This is a genomic window from Stenotrophomonas maltophilia group sp. Smal12, from assembly GCF_037079935.1.
Taxonomy (GTDB): Bacteria; Pseudomonadota; Gammaproteobacteria; order Xanthomonadales; family Xanthomonadaceae; genus Stenotrophomonas; species Stenotrophomonas sepilia.
The window spans coordinates 76864-94922 of record NZ_JBAWUK010000005.1 but is presented as its reverse complement, the minus strand read 5'-3'; the positions used below and the strand labels follow the sequence as shown (position 1 = coordinate 94922).

23 protein-coding genes are annotated in these 18059 nt (G+C 67.9%); 17 read left to right on the top strand and 6 right to left on the bottom strand.

Going from position 1 to position 18059, the window contains the following annotated elements; all coding sequences use genetic code 11:
* Nucleotides 1–157: 157 nt before the first annotated feature.
* The 3 genes from hda to WDC87_RS03735 are packed head-to-tail and all read right to left on the bottom strand — an operon-like array spanning nt 158 to nt 3170.
* Nucleotides 158–865, bottom strand: coding sequence for a DnaA regulatory inactivator Hda (hda, locus tag WDC87_RS03745; RefSeq protein ID WP_053500213.1), 708 nt, complete (start codon nt 863–865; stop codon nt 158–160).
* Entirely contained in the window at nt 865–2034 is a 1170-nt protein-coding gene (locus WDC87_RS03740; protein ID WP_005415573.1) for an AI-2E family transporter, read from the bottom strand. The genes hda and WDC87_RS03740 overlap by 1 nt, the downstream gene beginning before the upstream one ends.
* Nucleotides 2031–3170 (bottom strand): DUF2066 domain-containing protein, encoded by a 1140-nt coding sequence (locus WDC87_RS03735; RefSeq protein ID WP_301655153.1) that lies wholly within the window; start codon nt 3168–3170, stop codon nt 2031–2033. Before WDC87_RS03735 ends, WDC87_RS03740 begins: the two co-directional genes overlap by 4 nt.
* Before the next feature lie 99 nt (nt 3171–3269).
* Between WDC87_RS03735 and purM the strand changes: the two genes are divergently transcribed.
* The 7 genes from purM to WDC87_RS03700 all read left to right on the top strand — a co-directional run bounded on the left by purM (nt 3270) and on the right by WDC87_RS03700 (nt 8191).
* A complete protein-coding gene (gene purM / locus WDC87_RS03730; RefSeq protein WP_111007648.1) occupies nt 3270–4328 on the top strand; it encodes a phosphoribosylformylglycinamidine cyclo-ligase in 1059 nt (352 codons plus the stop codon).
* Between the two features lie 21 nt (nt 4329–4349).
* On the top strand, nt 4350–4838 hold the full coding sequence (locus WDC87_RS03725; protein WP_005415570.1) for a hypothetical protein: 489 nt from the start codon (nt 4350–4352) through the stop codon (nt 4836–4838).
* Entirely contained in the window at nt 4835–5257 is a 423-nt protein-coding gene (locus WDC87_RS03720; RefSeq protein WP_005415569.1) for a hypothetical protein, read from the top strand. Before WDC87_RS03725 ends, WDC87_RS03720 begins: the two co-directional genes overlap by 4 nt.
* A 39-nt stretch (nt 5258–5296) precedes the next feature.
* Nucleotides 5297–5959, top strand: a complete 663-nt coding sequence (locus WDC87_RS03715) for a DUF2238 domain-containing protein (RefSeq protein ID WP_072168185.1) — start codon at nt 5297–5299, stop codon at nt 5957–5959.
* Entirely contained in the window at nt 5956–6615 is a 660-nt protein-coding gene (gene purN, locus WDC87_RS03710) for a phosphoribosylglycinamide formyltransferase (RefSeq protein ID WP_088497778.1), read from the top strand. Before WDC87_RS03715 ends, purN begins: the two co-directional genes overlap by 4 nt.
* A gap of 68 nt (nt 6616–6683) precedes the next feature.
* Nucleotides 6684–7505 (top strand): DUF3108 domain-containing protein, encoded by an 822-nt coding sequence (locus tag WDC87_RS03705; protein WP_151354958.1) that lies wholly within the window; start codon nt 6684–6686, stop codon nt 7503–7505.
* A gap of 2 nt (nt 7506–7507) precedes the next feature.
* Nucleotides 7508–8191, top strand: coding sequence for a DUF3108 domain-containing protein (locus tag WDC87_RS03700; protein ID WP_005415565.1), 684 nt, complete (start codon nt 7508–7510; stop codon nt 8189–8191).
* A 114-nt stretch (nt 8192–8305) separates the two neighbouring features.
* Here WDC87_RS03700 and WDC87_RS03695 read toward each other — a convergent pair whose 3' ends face one another.
* The 3 genes from WDC87_RS03695 to WDC87_RS03685 are packed head-to-tail and all read right to left on the bottom strand — an operon-like array spanning nt 8306 to nt 10143.
* Nucleotides 8306–8623, bottom strand: a complete 318-nt coding sequence (locus WDC87_RS03695) for a hypothetical protein (RefSeq protein ID WP_032957609.1) — start codon at nt 8621–8623, stop codon at nt 8306–8308.
* Nucleotides 8620–9891 (bottom strand): UDP-N-acetylglucosamine 1-carboxyvinyltransferase, encoded by a 1272-nt coding sequence (murA, locus tag WDC87_RS03690; protein WP_088497780.1) that lies wholly within the window; start codon nt 9889–9891, stop codon nt 8620–8622. Before murA ends, WDC87_RS03695 begins: the two co-directional genes overlap by 4 nt.
* Before the next feature lie 21 nt (nt 9892–9912).
* Nucleotides 9913–10143, bottom strand: coding sequence for a BolA family protein (locus WDC87_RS03685; RefSeq protein ID WP_005408396.1), 231 nt, complete (start codon nt 10141–10143; stop codon nt 9913–9915).
* 54 nt (nt 10144–10197) lie between these two features.
* Between WDC87_RS03685 and WDC87_RS03680 the strand changes: the two genes are divergently transcribed.
* From WDC87_RS03680 to rapZ, 10 genes are all read left to right on the top strand, one after another.
* Nucleotides 10198–11199: a KpsF/GutQ family sugar-phosphate isomerase gene (locus WDC87_RS03680; protein ID WP_061479792.1), complete on the top strand. Its 1002-nt coding sequence runs from the start codon at nt 10198–10200 to the stop codon at nt 11197–11199.
* Nucleotides 11200–11265: 66 nt separating this feature from the next.
* On the top strand, nt 11266–11814 hold the full coding sequence (locus WDC87_RS03675; RefSeq protein WP_049415164.1) for an HAD hydrolase family protein: 549 nt from the start codon (nt 11266–11268) through the stop codon (nt 11812–11814).
* Nucleotides 11811–12386, top strand: a complete 576-nt coding sequence (lptC, locus tag WDC87_RS03670) for an LPS export ABC transporter periplasmic protein LptC (protein WP_005415560.1) — start codon at nt 11811–11813, stop codon at nt 12384–12386. Before WDC87_RS03675 ends, lptC begins: the two co-directional genes overlap by 4 nt.
* A 101-nt stretch (nt 12387–12487) precedes the next feature.
* A complete protein-coding gene (gene lptA, locus WDC87_RS03665) occupies nt 12488–13054 on the top strand; it encodes a lipopolysaccharide transport periplasmic protein LptA (protein ID WP_088497781.1) in 567 nt (188 codons plus the stop codon).
* The gene (gene lptB / locus WDC87_RS03660) at nt 13054–13773 is read left to right on the top strand and encodes an LPS export ABC transporter ATP-binding protein (protein WP_005415558.1); all 720 of its coding nucleotides are present in this window, start codon (nt 13054–13056) and stop codon (nt 13771–13773) included. The genes lptA and lptB overlap by 1 nt, the downstream gene beginning before the upstream one ends.
* Nucleotides 13774–13813: 40 nt before the next feature.
* Nucleotides 13814–15235 (top strand): RNA polymerase factor sigma-54, encoded by a 1422-nt coding sequence (locus WDC87_RS03655; protein WP_072168191.1) that lies wholly within the window; start codon nt 13814–13816, stop codon nt 15233–15235.
* A gap of 58 nt (nt 15236–15293) precedes the next feature.
* Nucleotides 15294–15611, top strand: a complete 318-nt coding sequence (gene raiA / locus WDC87_RS03650) for a ribosome-associated translation inhibitor RaiA (protein ID WP_005415556.1) — start codon at nt 15294–15296, stop codon at nt 15609–15611.
* Between the two features lie 21 nt (nt 15612–15632).
* On the top strand, nt 15633–16085 hold the full coding sequence (locus tag WDC87_RS03645) for a PTS sugar transporter subunit IIA (RefSeq protein WP_072168192.1): 453 nt from the start codon (nt 15633–15635) through the stop codon (nt 16083–16085).
* Nucleotides 16082–17032, top strand: coding sequence for an HPr(Ser) kinase/phosphatase (hprK, locus tag WDC87_RS03640; RefSeq protein WP_005408388.1), 951 nt, complete (start codon nt 16082–16084; stop codon nt 17030–17032). Before WDC87_RS03645 ends, hprK begins: the two co-directional genes overlap by 4 nt.
* Before the next feature lie 27 nt (nt 17033–17059).
* Nucleotides 17060–17944 (top strand): RNase adapter RapZ, encoded by an 885-nt coding sequence (gene rapZ / locus WDC87_RS03635; protein ID WP_252744680.1) that lies wholly within the window; start codon nt 17060–17062, stop codon nt 17942–17944.
* The last annotated feature ends 115 nt before the right edge of the window (nt 17945–18059 follow it).

The window sequence follows — 18059 nt, the reverse complement described above, 5'->3', positions numbered from 1 at the left end:
GGCGTGAGCGCCATGGATGGCGCGATCGAGGCTACATGGACGTACTTGCGCCGTCCCCCGCAACCTGAGCCACCCCGCTTCCCCTCAGGAAGCCAGCCTTTGACGTTGACGTTGCTTCTGCGGGTGCAGGGCGCAGCCCTGCCAACAAACCCCACCCTCAGTAACGAGGCCGGCCTTCTTCCAGCACCTGGCGCAGGAACGGCACGGTGATCCGCCGCTTCGCCGCCAGCGATTCGCGGTCCAGCCAGTCCAGCAGGGTGATCAATCCACCCAGCTCACGGCCGGTGTGCGACAGCAGCCATTCGATGGCCGCTTCGTCGATGGCCAGGCCGCGTCGCAGTGCACGCTCGCGCAGCACCGCAGCACGACCTTCCTCATCCAGCGGCTGCAGCAGCACGCGCACGCACTGGCCCAGGCGCGAACGCAGGTCCGGCAGCACCAGGCCCAGCTCGCCCGGCGCCTTCTGCGCCGTGTACAGCACGGTTACACCTGCAGCGCGCGCGCGGTTGTGGAAATCAAACAGCGCGATCTCGTCCTCGCGATTGCCGGCAACCTCGTCCAGCCCGTCCAGCGCCACCAGTTCGCGTGCGTCCAGCCCATCCAGCGCTGCACGAACGCGGCCGGCGGCGCTGGCCAGTGGCACGTACGTCGGCAAGCGCCCGGCCTGCTCGGCGCTGGAGCACATCGCCAGCGCCTGGTGGGTCTTGCCGGTTCCCGCCGCACCTTCCAGGTAGACCCAGTCGTGGCTGGCGCCAACCGCGATCGCGCGCAGCTGCGCCAGCGCGCCATCCGGCGCGCCGATGAAGGTCTCCAGGCGCTGGTCCCGCGGGTAATGCAGGGCCAGCGGCAGTTGCGGCACACCCATCACTTCAGGTCGGGGCCCTTGTCGTTCGGAACGATGATATGGGGGGCGTCCACTACGCCATCAAGCACGATCGCCGGCTTCTCGCCCACGTACAGCTCGCTCTGTCGGTAGCGCTGATGCGCATAGCGCAGCAGAACATTGGTCACCGCCGCCACCGGCAGCGCCAGCAGCATGCCGAGGAAGCCGAACAGCTGGCCGCCGGCCATCACCGCAAAGATCACTGCCACCGGGTGCAGGCCGATCTTGTCGCCGACGATACGCGGTGTCAGCACGTAGCTTTCCAGCAGCTGGCCCACGGTGAACACCACGCCCACCAGGATCAGCAGCTTCAGGTCGAAGCCCTGCGCCTGCACCAGTGCCGCGATCACCGCCATCAGCACGCCAGTGGTCGCGCCCAGGTACGGTATGAAGCTGATCAGGCCGGCAATCAGGCCAATCAGCAAGCCCAGCTTGAGGCCGACCAGCGACAGGCCGCCGGCATAGATCACGCCCAATGCCAGCATCACCAGGAACTGTCCGCGGATGAACGCGCCCAGCACCTCGTTGGACTCGCGCGCCAACGCGCTGATGGTGCCGATCTGGTTGCGCGGAATGACCGACGCCACCCGCTCGACCAGCTTGTCCCAGTCGCGCAGGAAATAGAACGCCAGGATCGGCAGCAGCAGGATGTTGACCACCCAGGTCACCATCGCAAAGCCCGAACGCGAGACGTAGCCCATGAATGTGGTGGCGAAGCCGCCGGCCTGCTGCCAGTGGCTGCGCACCCATTCGATCAGGCGGTCCGGATCCAGCCACTGCATCACTTCCAGGCCGGTCTTCTGCTCGAACCAGGGGATCCCCTTCTCCATCAGCCACGCCTGTGCCTGCGGCGCGACCGCGATCAGGGTGGTGATCTGGCGCTCGATCATCGGCACCAGCACCAGCAGCAGCGCCACGATCACCAGCACCATCGCCGCGAACACCAGCACCACGCCGGTCATGCGCGAACGGCCGGTGGCCTCGATGCGGTCCACCAGCGGGTCGCCCAGCCACGCCAGCGCCAGCGCCAGCACGAACGGGGTCAGGATCGGTGCCAGCAGCCACACCACCCAGCCGACCAGGCCGGCGAACAGGATGTACTTCAGGCGGCGCAGGAACTGCGCGATTTCGGCTTCCGGGGTCAGGGTCATCGCAAACGGTACTCGTTGCTGACCGGCGCGGCCACCGGGGCACCGGTGGTGTCATCGATCGGGATCGGCAGGGCCGGCAGCGTCGCGCTGGGCACCAGCACGCCGTTGTCGCCCAGCATGCGGTTGAAGCCGGCCAGGCCGGTGGTCATCTCCAGGCTCAGCTCCAGCTGGCCGGCCGAGGCGTGCAGCGGGGTGACATTGCGCACCACCGGCACCTCGCGCAGCCCGGCGGCAAGGCGCAGGTAGTCGTCGGCACTGTTGATGCCGGTGACCACCACGCGGTAGGTCCCGGCCTGGCCGACGGCGGCACCCGCCTTGGCATAGCGCCTGACCAGCGCGTCGGCGGCGCCGTCGGCACCGGCGGCCATCGCGCGCATGGCGTTGGCGTCCTTGCTGGTCCACTTGTTCAGCTCACGGCCGTTGTCGACGAACACCCAGTCCGCCTGCCAGCCGCCGTTGGCGCGGTAGAGCTTGCCGATCAGCTGCATCGGCGGCGCGTAGCGCGACGAGGCGCGGGCCACGGCGGCACTGTCCTGGCGCCAGATGGCACCGGCCAGCGCCTGTTCGGCGGCACCGCCGCTGGGCAGGCCGAGCTTGTAACCCCGCTCGATGGCGCGGTTCAGCAGCGGGCGGGCGGCGTTGGCCTGCTGCACGCTGACCAGGCGCGGGCCACTGCCGTCGTCGACGGCCAACCACACCACCGGCTTCGGCCGCGGCTGCGGCCACAGCGGCAGACCCAGCGCCGAGACCAGCGAGTCAACGTCATCCTCGCGGAAGCGGGCCACCAGCAGGGTCCTGAAGCTCGGCGCGCCGCTGACGCCCACGCTCTGGTCCTGCTTGTAGTCGTAGCTGGCCACGTAGTCCTTGGCGTTGCGCAGCGCCTGCACCACGCCGGGGCGGGACATCACGTTGCGGTCGCCCGACAGTTTGCCCAGCACCACGCTCAGGGCACGGGCCAGGGCGCCGTTGCGATCGGCTTCGGCCTGGCTGTTGACGGGCACTTCGGCCTCGTACGCACCCGAGGCGGTGGCAACATCTCCCTCGGTGCGCAGGCCGCTCTGGGCCATCGTGGCCACCGGCAGGCTCAGTGCAAGGAGCAGGGTCAGAATCAGGCTGCGGCGCATCAGGACATCCATTGGCTCGACGAATCCGGGGGAATTGTTGCCCGAATACGGCCTTTGCGCCAATGCGGCCTGTTAAAATCGCTCGTTCAACCCCTGCCAGCGCCGACGCCCGTGACCAACACCCCGTCTTCCGCCCCCTCCCCCCTCACCTACCGTGACGCGGGTGTCGACATCGACGCCGGCAACGCGCTGGTCGAGCGGATCAAGCCCCTGGTCAAGCGCAGCTTCCGCCCGGAAGTGATGGGCGGCCTGGGCGGCTTCGGCGCCCTGTTCGACCTGTCCAACAAATACCGCGAGCCGGTGCTGGTGTCGGGTACCGACGGCGTGGGCACCAAGCTGAAGCTGGCCCACCAGCTGAACCGCCACGATACGATCGGCATCGACCTGGTCGCGATGTGCGTGAACGACGTGCTGGTGCAGGGCGCTGAGCCGCTGTTCTTCCTGGACTACTTCGCCACCGGCAAGCTGGACATCGACACCGCCGCAGCGGTGGTGGGCGGCATCGCCAACGGCTGCACCGAGGCCGGCTGCGCGCTGATCGGCGGTGAAACCGCTGAAATGCCCGACATGTACGCCCCGGGCGAGTACGACCTGGCCGGCTTCACGGTCGCTGCGGTCGAGAAGAGCGAGCTGAAGGACGGCGCCAGCGTGGCCGCCGGCGACGTGCTGATCGGCATCGCCTCGTCCGGCCCGCATTCCAATGGCTACTCGCTGGTGCGCCGCATCTACGACCGCGCCGGCCGCCCGGCCGACCTGGAACTGGAAGGTGGCGTGAAGCTGGTCGATGCGCTGATGGCACCGACCCGCCTGTACGTGAAGCCGATCCTGTCGCTGCTGAAGTCGCACGGCGACGCCATCCACGGCATGGCCCACATCACCGGTGGCGGCCTGACCGAGAACATCATCCGCGTGGTGCCCGACGGCCTCGGCCTGGACATCCAGGCCTCGTCCTGGACCCTGCCGCCGGTATTCCAGTGGCTGCAGAAGCAAGGCGCGGTGGCCGACAGCGAGATGTGGCGCACTTTCAACTGCGGCATCGGCTTCGTGCTGATCGTCGCGCCGGACCAGGTGGCTGCGGTGTCCGAGGCGGTCAAGGCGCAGGGCCTGGAGCACTGGACCATCGGCCAGGTGGTCACCGCCGAAGGCGCCGAGCGCGTCCGCATCGGCTGAACCCGACCCCGAGGAGCCCGCATGGACGCAACGCCCCCCCTGGCACCCACCCCGGTACCGCCGCCGTTGGCGGCCGTGCCGGTCTTCAGCAGGCAGGACGCTGACCACCTGCGCGCGCTGTCCATCGCGCACTACGTGTTCGGCGGCCTGATCGCGCTGCTCTCGCTGTTTTTCATTCTGTACATCGTGCTCGGCATCAGTGCGCTGAGCGGCCATCTGCCGATGAACTCCGGGGGCCAGCCCTCGTCGCCGGCCGAACAGCGCCTGTTCGGCTGGGTGTTCACGGTGCTGGGGACCGTGTTCGTCGCCGGTGGCCTGGGCATGGCCGCATTCGTCATCCAGGCCGGACGCTGCCTGGCCCAGCGTCGTCGCCACCTGCTGTGCCTGATCGTGGCCGGCCTGCTCTGCCTGTGCGCGCCGCTGGGCACCGTTCTGGGGGTATTCACCCTGGTTACGCTGCTGCGCCCGCAGGTCAAGGCCGCCTTCGATGCAAGGGGTGCAACGACATGACGACACCCGGCGCACCACCGCCGCTGCCGCAGCAGACCCTGGCGCAGCTGCAGCTGGCCAGCCACCTGCAGACGCTGAAGGTGCTGTTCTACGCGCTGGCTGTTTTCCACTGGATGGCCGCGCTGGCGTTCCTCGGTTTCATCGGCCTGGTCGCCAGCTCACGCGGGCTGGCCGATGGCGCGGTACTGGCCACGGTGTACGGGGTCATTTCGCTGCTGGCTGCCGCGCTTGGCGTCGTGCAGCTGCACACCGCACGCCTGCTGTCGCGCCGCACCGGGCTGGCCTGGTGCCAGCGCGCGGCCTGGCTGGCGGTACTGGCTGGCCCGCTGGGCATGGCCCTGACCGCCTATGCCTGGGTGTTCCTGTCCAAGCCTGACATGGCCGCACTGTTCGACCGTGGCGACCATCTCAGCGTCTGAGCTTGCCGGCAGACGCCCCCCTCCCCTGATCGACTCCCCATGTCCGCGCCTGCCCTCTCCACGACCGCCTCGCCTGCCGCTTCCCGTTTCACGGGCCCCAAGAAGCTGGCCTTCGCCGCCGTGCTGGCGGTGTTCGCGATCAGCTGGATCCACCCGCTGTGGCCCACCGAGCAGGCCCTGCACAGCACCCTGACCGTGATCGGGCTGGCCGCACTGCTATGGGTCGACCGCCGGGGTGGCTGGCTGGGCAACGGTGCCTTCATCGCGATCTGCGGCTTCATTGCACTGCACTGCGTGGCTGCGCGCTGGCTGTACTCGAACGTGCCCTACGACGCATGGGCGCAGACGCTGACCGGCTGGTCGCCGAATGTGGCGTTTGGCTGGCAGCGTAATCATTTCGACCGGCTTATCCACTTCCTGTTCGGCGTCTGCTTCACGCCTGCGCTGCTGCAGCTGGCACGCCATGCCTGGCCGGCGCTGCGCCGCGGCCAGGCTTTCACCCTGGCGGTGATGGCAGTGATGTGCGCCAGCCTGGTCTACGAGTGGTTCGAGTGGGCCATCGCACTGGCCCTTTCGCCCGACGCCGCCGAGGCCTACAACGGGCAGCAGGGCGACATGTGGGACGCGCACGCCGACATGCTGCTGGCGACCGTGGGCAGCCTGCTGAGCTGGCCGTTGATCCGCCGGAGTGCCCGGCAATGACCACGCCCACCCGCATTGCCGTGCTCGCCTCCGGCCGCGGCAGCAACCTGCAGGCCATCCTCGATGCCATCGCAGCGGGCCGCCTGCCCGCCGAGATCGTCGGCGTGTTCTCCGACCGCCCAGCCGCCGCCGCGCTGCAACGGGTCGGTGCACGCCTGCGCTGGGCACATGCGCCGAAGGAATTCGACGACCGCGCCGCCTACGAGCAGGCCCTGGGCGATGCACTGGCCGCGGTCGCGCCGGACTGGATCGTCTGCGCCGGCTACATGCGCATTCTCGGCGCAGCCTTCGTGCAGCGCTTCAATGGCCGCCTGGTCAACATCCACCCCTCCCTGCTGCCACTGCACAAAGGGCTGGATACGCATGCGCGGGCTTTGGACGCCGGCGATACCGAGCACGGGGCCAGCGTGCATCTGGTCGTTCCCGAACTGGATGCCGGCGCCGTGCTGGCCCAGGCGCGGGTGCCGGTGATGCCCGGCGATGACGCCGACAGCCTGGCCGCGCGCGTGCTGGAGGTGGAGCACCCCCTGCTGATCGCCACCCTCCAGCTGCTGTGCGCCGGCCGCCTGACTGAACGGGAGGGGCAGCCGCACCTGGACGGTCACCCCCTGTTTAGCCCACTGGCCCTAGATTCCGCCGGGAACCTGAACCGGTAACGCCCACGCACACGCCCCGCTGACTGCGGGGCTGGCATCCTGCCCCCCTCCTGCAGCTCCTGTCCTCCATGAAGACCACGACCCTGCTGTCCACTTCATTGCTGCTGTCGCTTGTCGTGCTTCCCGGCGTGGGTTGGGGCCAGATGCAAGCGCCTGCGGCCCCTGCGCAGCCGGCGCCTGCAGTCCAACCGCCTGCGGAACCGGCCGTGCCGATGCCGCCGGCGCTGGCCTGGGAGCCGCCGCCGCTGCAGCCGTTCACCGCGACCTACCAGGCCTTCTACAAAGGCAAGGAGGCCGGCGACGCCAGCATGCAGGTCACCCACACCGGCGGCAACCAGTGGCGGGTGGACATGCAGGTGGTCGGCCGCCGCGGCTTCGCCAGCGTGCTGGGCCTGAACATCGAGCAGAGCACGGTGTTCGAAGAGCGCAGCGGCGTCTATGCGCCGCTCAGCCAGAGCACGGTGCGCAAGGGCCTGTTCCTGGGCAAGAAAGCGGTCGGCACGTACAACTGGCAGGCCGGCACCGCGCAGTGGAGCGGCGACGTCAAGAAGGAACGTGCGCAACCGATCGCGCTGCAGCCGGGCGACCAGAGCGCGCTGCTGATCAATCTGGCGATCATGCGTGATGCCCGCCCGGGCGCCACCATGCACTATCGCTACGTGGACATGGGCAAGGTCCGCCAGCACGACTACCAGGCCGCGCCGCAGACCGAGAATGTCGAGGTCGGCGACCTGTCCTACAACGCGCTGCGGGTCTACCGGACCAACGGCGGCAACAACGAAACCATCCTCTGGATCGCCAACGGTGTCCCCACCCCGGTGCGCATCCTGCAACGCGAAGACGGCGAAGACCGCGTCGATCTGCGCCTGATCGAGTACCAAGGAGTCTGAGCATGAGCACCCTGACCCGCCCCCTCACCTGGATCGCTGCAGCCGCACTGTCGGTGGCCAGCCTGCCGGCCATGGCCCTGCAGCCATTCAAGGCCGATTACCTGGCCAGCTACATGGGCATGCAGGCCAATGGCAGCATGACGCTGAGCAGCGAGGGAGCCAACAAGTGGCGCTACACGCTGCAGGTGAAGAACCAGCTGGCCGACCTGAGCCAGAGCACCGTGTTCGAAGAGGTGCGTGGCCAGCTGCGCCCGCTCAGCAGCCAGGACCGTTCGGCACTGCTGGTGAAGAAGCGCAATGTGCAGGCCAACTACAACTGGACCAGCAACCAGGCCACCTGGACCGGCGACATCAAGCCGGACCGTGCGGGCCCCATCGCGTTGAAGACGGGCGACATGGATGCGCTGCTGATCAATCTGGCGATCGCCCGCGACCTGGCCGCCGGCAAGCCGCTGACCTATCGCATGGTCGACGAAGGCCGCATCAAGAACATGACCTACCGCGTGATCGGCAAGGAATCGATCACCGTGGGCGGCAAGAGCTACGAGGCCACCAAGGTCTCGCGTGCCGACGGCAACAAGGAGCTGATCGCCTGGATCGTGCCGGAATTCCCGGTGCCGGCGCGCATGCTGCAGCGTGAGAGCGGCCGCGATGCGCTGGACCTGACCATCAAGGCGATGAACTGACCGGAGATCCACGTCATCCACGCATGGCGTGGATCTACTGGAAACCTGAAGTAGATCCACGCCATGCGTGGATGGACGCCCCGGGAAAAACGCCCGCTCTCGCGGGCGTTGTTCTTACTTCTTTTCCTCGGCCGCGGCCGGCTTGAACTCGGTGCGGCAGTCCACGCGGATCTGTTCGCCGGTGCTGCGCCAGACGAAGGTACGGCAATGGCGGTTGCCGTCCTGGCTGTCGTTCACCGCGACCGCGTAGAACGATTCGATGATCTCGTCACGCGAGACCGTGCCGTCGCCATTCCAGTCCATGTCCTTCTGCTCGATGCCCTGGGTGATGGCGATGTTGGCGTACCAGGCATAGCCCAGCCACGCCAGCACGATCAGCACCAGAGCCAGCAGCGCCTTGCGGCGCGGGCTGAACTTGCCGCGCAGGATCATGGCACGCGCCGGATGGTGGCACCGAGCGAAGACAGCTTCTCTTCGATGTTCTCGTAGCCACGATCAAGGTGGTAGATGCGGTCGATGGTGGTCTCGCCGCTGGCCATCAGGCCGGCCAGGATCAGCGACGCCGACGCACGCAGGTCGGTGGCCATTACCGGTGCGCCACTCAGGTGCTCGCTGCCACGCACGATGGCGGTGTGGCCTTCAACCTGGATGTCCGCGCCCAGGCGCAGCAGTTCATTGACGTGCATGAAACGGTTCTCGAAGATCGTTTCGTTGATCACGCCCACACCGTCGGCCACGCAGTTGAGTGCCATGAACTGCGCCTGCATGTCGGTCGGGAACGCCGGGTACGGCGCGGTGGTCAGGTTGACCGCCTTCGGCCGCTTGCCCTGCATGTCCAGGGTGATGGTGTCTTCGGTGGTCTCGATCTTCGCGCCGGCCTCGACCAGCTTGGACAGCACCGCGTCCATGGTGTTCGGGCGCGCACGGTTGACCGTAACCTTGCCGCCGGTCATCGCCGCAGCGACCAGGAAGGTACCGGTTTCGATGCGGTCGGGCAGCACTTCGTGGCGGCCGCCGGACAGGCGCTCGACGCCTTCGATGACCAGGCGGGCAGTGCCCAGGCCTTCGATCTTCGCGCCCAGCGCGATCAGGCAATGCGCCAGATCGGTCACTTCCGGTTCCATCGCGCAGTTGTCGAGGATGGTGGTACCTTCGGCCAGCACCGCGCCCATCAGCACGTTCTCGGTGCCGGTGACGCTGACCATGTCGAAGGTGAAATGGCCGCCCTTCAGGCGCTTGGCGCTGGCCTTGATGAAGCCGTTCTCGACCACGATCTCGGCACCCAGCGCCTGCAGGCCCTTGATGTGCTGGTCGACCGGACGCGAACCGATCGCGCAGCCGCCGGGCAGCGACACTTCGGCCGCGCCGAAGCGGGCCAGCAGCGGGCCCAGCACCAGGATCGAGGCGCGCATGGTCTTGACCAGCTCGTACGGCGCAACGTGCTGGTTGACCGAACGCGGGTCGACCACGATCGCACTGCCACGCGACAGCGTGCCCTGGTCGATGGTGACCTTGGCACCCAGCTCGCCCAGCAGCTTCACCGTGGTGACCACGTCGTGCAGGTGCGGCACGTTGGTGATCTCCACCGGCTCATCGGCCAGCAGGGTCGCGCAGAGGATGGGGAGGACGGCGTTCTTGGCGCCGGAGATGCTCACTTCACCGTGCAGCGCAGCGCCGCCGGTCACAACGATCTTGGCCATGTATTCGGGATCTTCTGCGGTTCAGCCGGCTTCGGCCGGGGTCACGGTTTTCAGTGCCAGCGCGTGGATCGCGCCGCCCATCAGGTCGCCCAGCGTGGCATAGACCATGCGGTGGCGGGCCAGCGGCATCTTGCCGGCGAAGGCCTCGCAGACCACGGTCGCTTCGAAATGCACGCCATCGTCGCCCTGCACATCGGCGCGGGCGCCAGGCAGGCCGGTTTCGATCAGATTGCGGATGGTGTCGGCGTCCAACGGGCTTTCCTAATAAAATGTGCCTCCATTCTACTTCCGCTGCGTGGCATCCGCATGGCCGAATCCCTGTTGCCCCCCCGTTCCGTCGACCCTGCCGGCCTGGTCGCCAGTGGCCGCCGCGTGTTCGAGATCGAGCGGCAGGCGCTGGATGCCGTCGCCGACCGCCTTGGCGAGGCCTTCCAGCAGGCCTGCGAGGCGATCCTGGCCAGCCGCGGCCGGGTGGTCGCCACCGGCATGGGCAAGTCCGGCCACATTGCCCGCAAGATCGCCGCCACCCTGGCCTCCACCGGCACACCGGCGTTCTACGTGCATCCCGGCGAAGCCGGCCACGGCGACCTGGGCATGATCACCGAAGCCGACGTGGTGCTGGCCCTGTCCTATTCGGGCGAGTCCGATGAGGTGCTGATGCTGCTGCCGGTGCTCAAGCGCCAGGGCAACGTGCTGATTTCCATGACCGGCCGCCCGCAGTCGAGCCTGGCCACCGCCGCCGACATCCACCTGGATGTAAGCGTGCCGGCCGAGGCCTGCCCGCTGGCGCTGGCGCCGACCTCCAGCACCACCGCCTCGCTGGCGATGGGCGATGCGCTGGCCGTGGCCCTGCTTGACGCACGCGGCTTCACCGCCGACGACTTCGCCCGCTCGCACCCGGCCGGCAGCCTCGGCCGTCGCCTGCTGCTGCACATCACCGATGTCATGCATACCGGCGAGGACCTGCCCAGCGTGAGCGCCGATGCCAGCCTCAGCGAGGCGCTGGTGGAAATGAGCCGCAAGCGGCTCGGCATGACCGCCGTGGTCGACGCCGATGGCGTGCTGATCGGCCTGTTCACCGACGGCGACCTGCGCCGGGCGCTGGACAGCGCGCTGGACGTGCGCACCGCGAAGATCGCCGATGTGATGACCCGCAACCCGCGCACCATCGGTGCCGACCAGCTGGCCGTAGAGGCCGCGCGGCAGATGGAGACCCAGAAAATCAACGGCCTGATCGTGGTCGATGGCCAGGGCCGTGCGGTCGGCGCCCTGAACATTCATGACCTGTTGCGGGCCCGGGTGGTTTAACCGACAGTCCGTAGACCCCATTCAGTCTGTAATGCCCCACACGCCCCCACCGAGCCTGATCGCCTGATGCCCTGGTCCCCGCTGCCCGCGTTCCCCGCCCACCTGCATGCCGCTGCGGCCCGCGTCCGCCTGGCCTGCTTCGACGTGGACGGTACCCTCACCGACGGTCGGCTGTACTACGACAAGGACGGCAACGAGAGCAAGGCGTACTTCGTGCAGGACGGTCTGGGCCTGAAACTGCTGCAGCAGCACGGCATCCATCCCGTGCTGATCACCGCGCGCAACAGCCAGTCCGCGCTCAAGCGCGGCGCCGACCTCGGCATCGACACCCAGATCGCCGTGGGCGACAAGCTGGCCAGCGTGCAGGCGCTGTGTGCGCAGCATGGCATCGGCCTGGAGCAGGTGGCCTTCATGGGCGACGACCTGCCGGACCTGGCGCCGCTGGGCGCGGTCGGCCTGGCGGTGGCGCCAGCCAACGCCCACCCGTGGATCGCCGAGCGCGTGCACTGGCAGACCCGCGCCGATGGCGGACGTGGCGCCGCCCGTGAACTGTGCGACATCCTGCTGGCCGCCCAAGGCCATGTGGACGCGGTCCTGGCGAGGTTCGGCGCATGAACCTGCCCACCCTGAACTGGCGCACCGTGCTCGGCATCGGCCTGCTGCTGGCGGCCCTGCTCAGCAGCTGGGCCGCCCTGCGCAACCGTGACAAGGGCCCGGCCACTGCCGGCCAGGACGCCGGCGTGGACTACATCCTGCACGACTTCCAGATCGTCGCACTGGATGAGCAGGGCAAGGAATCGACCACCCTGCGCGCACCGCGGCTGGAACGGCAGCGCGGCGACCAGACCATCAACATCGCCACCCCACTGTTCGAGATGCCGGACAAGGATGGCAAGCACTGGACCCTGCGCGCCGAGACCGGCTGGCTCAGCGCCAAGGGCGACGAGATGAAGCTGCGCGGCAATGTCGCTGGCGACAGTCCGGCCGATCCGGGCGTGGTGCCGACCACGTTCCGCACCGACCACCTGGACGTGTTCCCGAAGGAGAACCGTGCCCGCACCGATGCGCGGGTCACCATGACCCGTCCCGGCATGGAACAGTCCGGCGTGGGCTTCGAGGTGGATTCGAAGAACAACACGTATCATTTCCTCAGCCAGTCCAAGGGCCGATACACGCCCCGACGCTGATTCCGCCACCCTCCTGCGACGTCCCCGGACCGGCGCAAGGAAGGCGGCCCACCCACCCGCCGCCGGTTTCCCGGACGGCCCCACCGGTAGAACGGACCCCGATGAAGATTCCCTTTGCAGCCGTACTCGCGCTCGGTCTCCTTGTTCCCAGCGTTGGCTTTGCCAAGTCCACCGACCGCAACGAGAACATGACCATCGACTCGGGCGCTCAGTCGGGCGTGCTCACCGGCGATGGCAAGACCGTGCTCTCGCAGGGCGTAACCGTTACCCAGGGCACGCTGGACATCCGCGCGTCCGAAGCGGAGATCTACCTCAAGGACGGCGAGGCCGTGCGTGCGGTATTCACCGGCAAGCAGGCCACGATGAAGCAGCAGCTCGACGACGGCACCTGGATGGACGCGGTGGCTGATCGCATCGACTACGACATCAAGACCGAGATCATCACCCTGACCGGCAGCTACAAGGTCACCAGCGCGCGCGGCACCAATGCCGGCCAGCGCATGGTCTACAACACCCGCACCGGGGAGATGAACTCCGGTGGCGATGGCAGCCGCGTGCGCACTGTCATTCCGCCGAAGAACAAGAACGCGGCGGCACAGCCGGCCGCCGCACCCAAGGCGGCGGCTCCGGCCAGCACGCCGGCCAAGCCGGCGGGGAGCAAGAAGTAATGCTCGTCGCCAAGGGCCTGCGCAAGCGCTACAAGCAGCGCGAAGTCGTCAAGGACTTCGGGCTGACCCTCGACGCCGGTGAAGTGGTCGGCCTGCTCGGCCCCAACGGTGCCGGCAAGACCACCTGCTTCTACATGATCGTCGGCCTGGTCGCCGCCGATGCAGGCAGCATCGTGCTCGACGGCAAGGACATCACCAGCGACCCGATGTACACCCGTGCCAAGCAGGGCGTGGGCTACCTGCCGCAGGAGCCGTCGGTGTTCCGCAAGCTGACCGTGGCCGACAACCTCCGCCTGGTGCTTGAACTGCGCGAAGACCTGGATTCGGCCGGCCGCGAGCGCGAATTGAACAGCCTGCTCGACGAGCTGCAGCTGGGCCATGTCGCCGACCAGCTCGGTGCCAGCCTGTCCGGTGGCGAACGTCGTCGCTGCGAGATCGCCCGCGCACTGGCCGCGCAGCCGCGCCTGATCCTGCTCGACGAACCGTTTGCCGGTGTCGACCCGATCTCGGTGGGCGAAATCCAGCGCATCGTCACCCATCTCAAGCAGCGTGGCATCGGCGTGCTGATCACCGACCACAACGTGCGCGAGACCTTGGGAATCTGCGACCGCGCGTATATCCTCGCCGAGGGTACCGTGCTGGCCCAGGGCTCGCCGGAGGCGATCCTGGACAACGCTGACGTACGTCGCGTCTACCTTGGGGATTCCTTCAAGCTGTGACCGCAGGTGCTGGGTCCCTTTCCTTCCATTCGGCACAGGCATGAAGACTCGGCTGCAGACATCGTTGGGACAGCAGCTGGTGCTCACCCCCCAGCTGCAGCAGGCGATCAAGCTGCTGCAGATGTCCACGACCGAGCTGGAGCTTGAAATTGCCCAGGCCGTGGAAAGCAATCCGCTGCTGGACTGGGCCGACAGCAACGACAGCAGTGCCGCCAATGAAGGCGGCGACAACACGGACGCCGACACGCCGGCCGAACGCACCGACAATGGCGACGACTGGGCACCGGCCGAGCTCGACTGGAGCGCTGCCGGCAGTGGCGGCAGCTTCGACGATGATGATGACGCCGGCAGCGCCGCCGAGCGCGTGGCCGAAACCGAGACGCTGGCCGACCACCTGCTGTGGCAGCTGCACCTGTCGCATCTTTCCATGCACGACCGCAGCATCGGCGCTGCGCTGATCGATGCGTTGGACGACGACGGTTACCTGCGCGAACCGCTGGCCACCATCGCCGAAACCCTGCTGCCGTCGGTTCATGCCGATGAGGATGAAATCCTTGCGGTGCTGCATCGCATCCAGCGCTTCGACCCGGTCGGCGTTGCCGCGCGCACGCTCGGCGAATGCCTGCAGCTGCAGCTGGATCTGTTGCCTGGCGACACCGCGGGCCTGGCGCTGGCGCGGCAGATTGCCGCAGGCCCGCTGGAACGACTGCCACGCAGTGGCGTCGCCGGTCTGGCCCATGAACTGAAACAGCCGCTGGACGAGGTCGAGACAGCGGTCGCCCTGCTGCGCTCGCTGGACCCGCGTCCGGGGACCCAGATCGCGCCGCTTTCGCAGGATACCTACGTGGTGCCCGACGTGGTGGTGTGGCGGCAGAACGGCATCTGGCGCGCGGCGCTGGCCGCCCATGCCGGGCCGAAGGTGGTGATCCACCGTGGCTACGAACAGCTGATCCGCCGCTGTGGCGAGGCCGACGCCGGCTACCTGCGTGGCCAGCTGCAGGAGGCGCGCTGGCTGCTGAAGGGCCTGCAGCAGCGCGGTGAAACCCTGCTGCGGGTGGTGCGCAGCCTGATCCTGCAGCAGGCCGGTTTCCTCGAGTTCGGCGAACAGGCGCTGCGTCCGCTGACCCTGCGCGAGATCGCCGCCGAACTGGGCCTGCACGAGTCGACGGTGTCGCGCGCGATCGCCCGCAAGCATGTGCGCACACCGCGCGGCACGTTGCCGCTGCGTGCCTTCTTCGCCTCGGGCATCGATACCGAAGGCGGTGGCGAGGCGTCCAGCACCGCCATCCAGGCGATGATCCGGCGCCTGATCGACGACGAAAACCCGCGCAAGCCGCTTTCTGACGCCAAGCTGGCTGACCTGCTCAAATCGTCGGGAATTCCAGTAGCGCGACGCACCGTGGCGAAGTATCGTGAAGCCATGAACATCTCCGCCTCGCACGAAAGGGTCAGAATCGCTTGACGCACCGCCGCGCCCGGCGGAGAGGTTCATTGGCACATCCGAACACAGGAGAAACCCGATGCGCATCGAAACGTTTGGCAAAGACGTCGAAGTCACCCCGGCCCTGCAGTCCTATGTGGAGGAGAAGCTGGCCCGGATCGGAAAACACTTCGACCAGCACTGCGAAGCGCGGGTGACCCTCAAGCTGCAGAAGACCGAACACCACGTCGACGCCAGCCTCAACATCCCGGGGCAGACCCTGCACGCCGAGGCCGGCGGCCAGACCATGTATGCCGCGATCGACCTGCTTGCGGACAAGCTTGACCGCCTGGTCATCAAGCACAAGGAGAAAAAACAGCAGCACGCACCGCTGCCGGTGGGTGACAATGGTGGCTGATCGCCACCGTTCCCCGCAGACATGCCCCTGACTGACCTCCTGGCGGCCGTGCAGACCCAGCTCTGCGCGGCCACCGACCGCGACAGCGTCCTGCAGGCCGCCGCCGGGTTGCTGGCCTGCCGCCAGGCCAATGCCGAACAGATCTATCTGAACCTGTGCCAGCGCGAAGCCCTGGGCAGCACCGCGATCGGCCACGGTATCGCCATCCCCCACGGCCGCGCGCCGACCCTGGACCGCCCCCGTGGCGCCCTGCTGCGTCTGGCGAGCCCGGTCGACTTCGGCGGCGATGAGCCGGTGGACCTGGTGTTCGCGATGGCCGTCCCGGCCCACTATACCCACCAGCACCTGATGCTGCTGTCCGAGCTGGCCGAGCTGTTTTCCGCGCCGGATATCCGCCAGGCCCTGCGTGAGGCCGGCGATGCCCGGGCCCTGCGCGAGGCGCTGGACATGACCCCACCTGCGAGCGCCGCATGAATACCAGCATCACCGCCCGTGAACTGTTCGAACAGCAGCGCGAGCGGCTGGGGCTGCGCTGGGCCGCCGGCAAATCCGGTGAGAAGCGCGAGCTGGAGGCCGGCAATACCGTCTCGCGGCGTCCCTCGCTGGCCGGCTACCTCAACGCCATCTATCCCAACAAGGTGCAGATCCTGGGCACCGAGGAACTGTCCTGGCTGGATGCGCTGGAACCGCGCCAGCGCTGGGAGACCATCGAAAAGATCATGCAGTCGCACCCGCTTGCGCTGGTGCTGACCCGCAACCAGGCCTGCCCGGAAGACCTGCGCGCCGCCGCCGATGAATCCGGCACGCCGCTGTGGCTGTCGCCCAAGCGCGGCCACGAACTGCTCAACCACCTGTCCTACCACCTGGCGCGCACGCTCGCACCGAGGGTGATCCTGCACGGCGTGTTCATGGAGATCTATTCCATTGGCGTGCTGATCACCGGCGAGGCCGGGTCGGGCAAGAGCGAACTGGCACTGGAGCTGCTCAGCCGTGGTCACCGCCTGGTCGCCGACGACGCCCCCGAGTTCACCCAGATCGCCCCGGATGTACTCGACGGCACCTGCCCCGAACTGCTGCAGGACCTGCTGGAAGTGCGCGGCCTGGGCGTGCTGAACGTGCGCGAGATGTTCGGCGACACGGCTGTAAAGAAGAACAAGTACCTTCGGCTGATCGTCCACCTGACCAAGCCGATGACCGAACCCACCCCGCATGGCTACGAGCGTCTGACCGGCGACTCGGGCACCCGCCATGTGCTGGACCTGGACGTTCCGCTGATCACCCTGCCGGTGATGCCTGGCCGCAACCTGGCCGTGCTCACCGAAGCCGCCACCCGCCTGCACATCCTGCGCACCAAGGGCATTGATCCGGCGGCCATGTTCATCGCCCGCCACAGCAACCTGCTGGAACGGCGAACACCCTGATCCTCCTGCCCCTCGAAGAGCCTGTCCATGAGCACCGCAATCCCCACCGCCCCGACCCTGATCATCGTCAGCGGCCTGTCCGGCTCGGGTAAATCCGTCGCCCTGAAGACCTTCGAGGACCAGGACTACTACTGCTCGGACAACCTGCCGATCCACCTGCTGCCGGACTTCGTGCGCAGCCTGCTGGCCAACCACGACGGCAGCGCACCGCGCCGCCTGGCCGTAGGCATCGATGTCCGCGGCCAGGCCGACCTGAGCCAGCTGGGCGACTGGCGGCAGCTGGCCACCGACGCCGGCGTGGAAGTGAAGGTACTGTTCTTCGAGGCCAGCGACGAAACGGTGCTCAAGCGCTACGCCGACACCCGCCGTCGCCATCCGCTGAGCCAGCTGGGCCTGTCGCTGCCCGAAGCGATCGCCCGCGAGCGCGAGCTGACCGCACCGTTGCGCCGCGAGGTCGATGCGGTGATCGATACCAGTACCCTCAACGTGCACCAGCTGCGGCGGCGGATCATCACCGAGTTCGCGATGGACCATGCCACCGGCCTGTCGCTGCTGTTCGAATCATTCGCCTACAAGCGCGGCGTACCGGCCGAGGCGGACTTCGTGTTCGATGCGCGGGTGCTGCCCAATCCACACTGGGACCCGGACCTGCGCGCGCTGAGCGGCCGCGAGCCGGGCGTGCGCGACTATCTGGAAGCGCAGCCCGACGTGCAGCGTTACCTGGCCCAGCTGATGGATTTCCTGGATACCTGGCTGCCGAAACTGGGGGATGGCACCCGCAGCTACGTGACCGTGGCGTTCGGCTGCACCGGCGGCAAGCACCGCTCGGTGTTCCTGGCCGAGCGCATGGCCCGGCACGCCCGCGAGATGGGCTGGCAGGACGTGGCCACCTACCACCGCGAACAGGATTGAGGGTGGTCGGCCGGGCTGCGCCCGGCACCCGTTGGTAGTGCCGGCCGCTGGCCGGCAACAGCAACAGCAACAGCAAAAGCGGCATTCCGTGGGATGGCAGGGCGGTGTGGGTAGG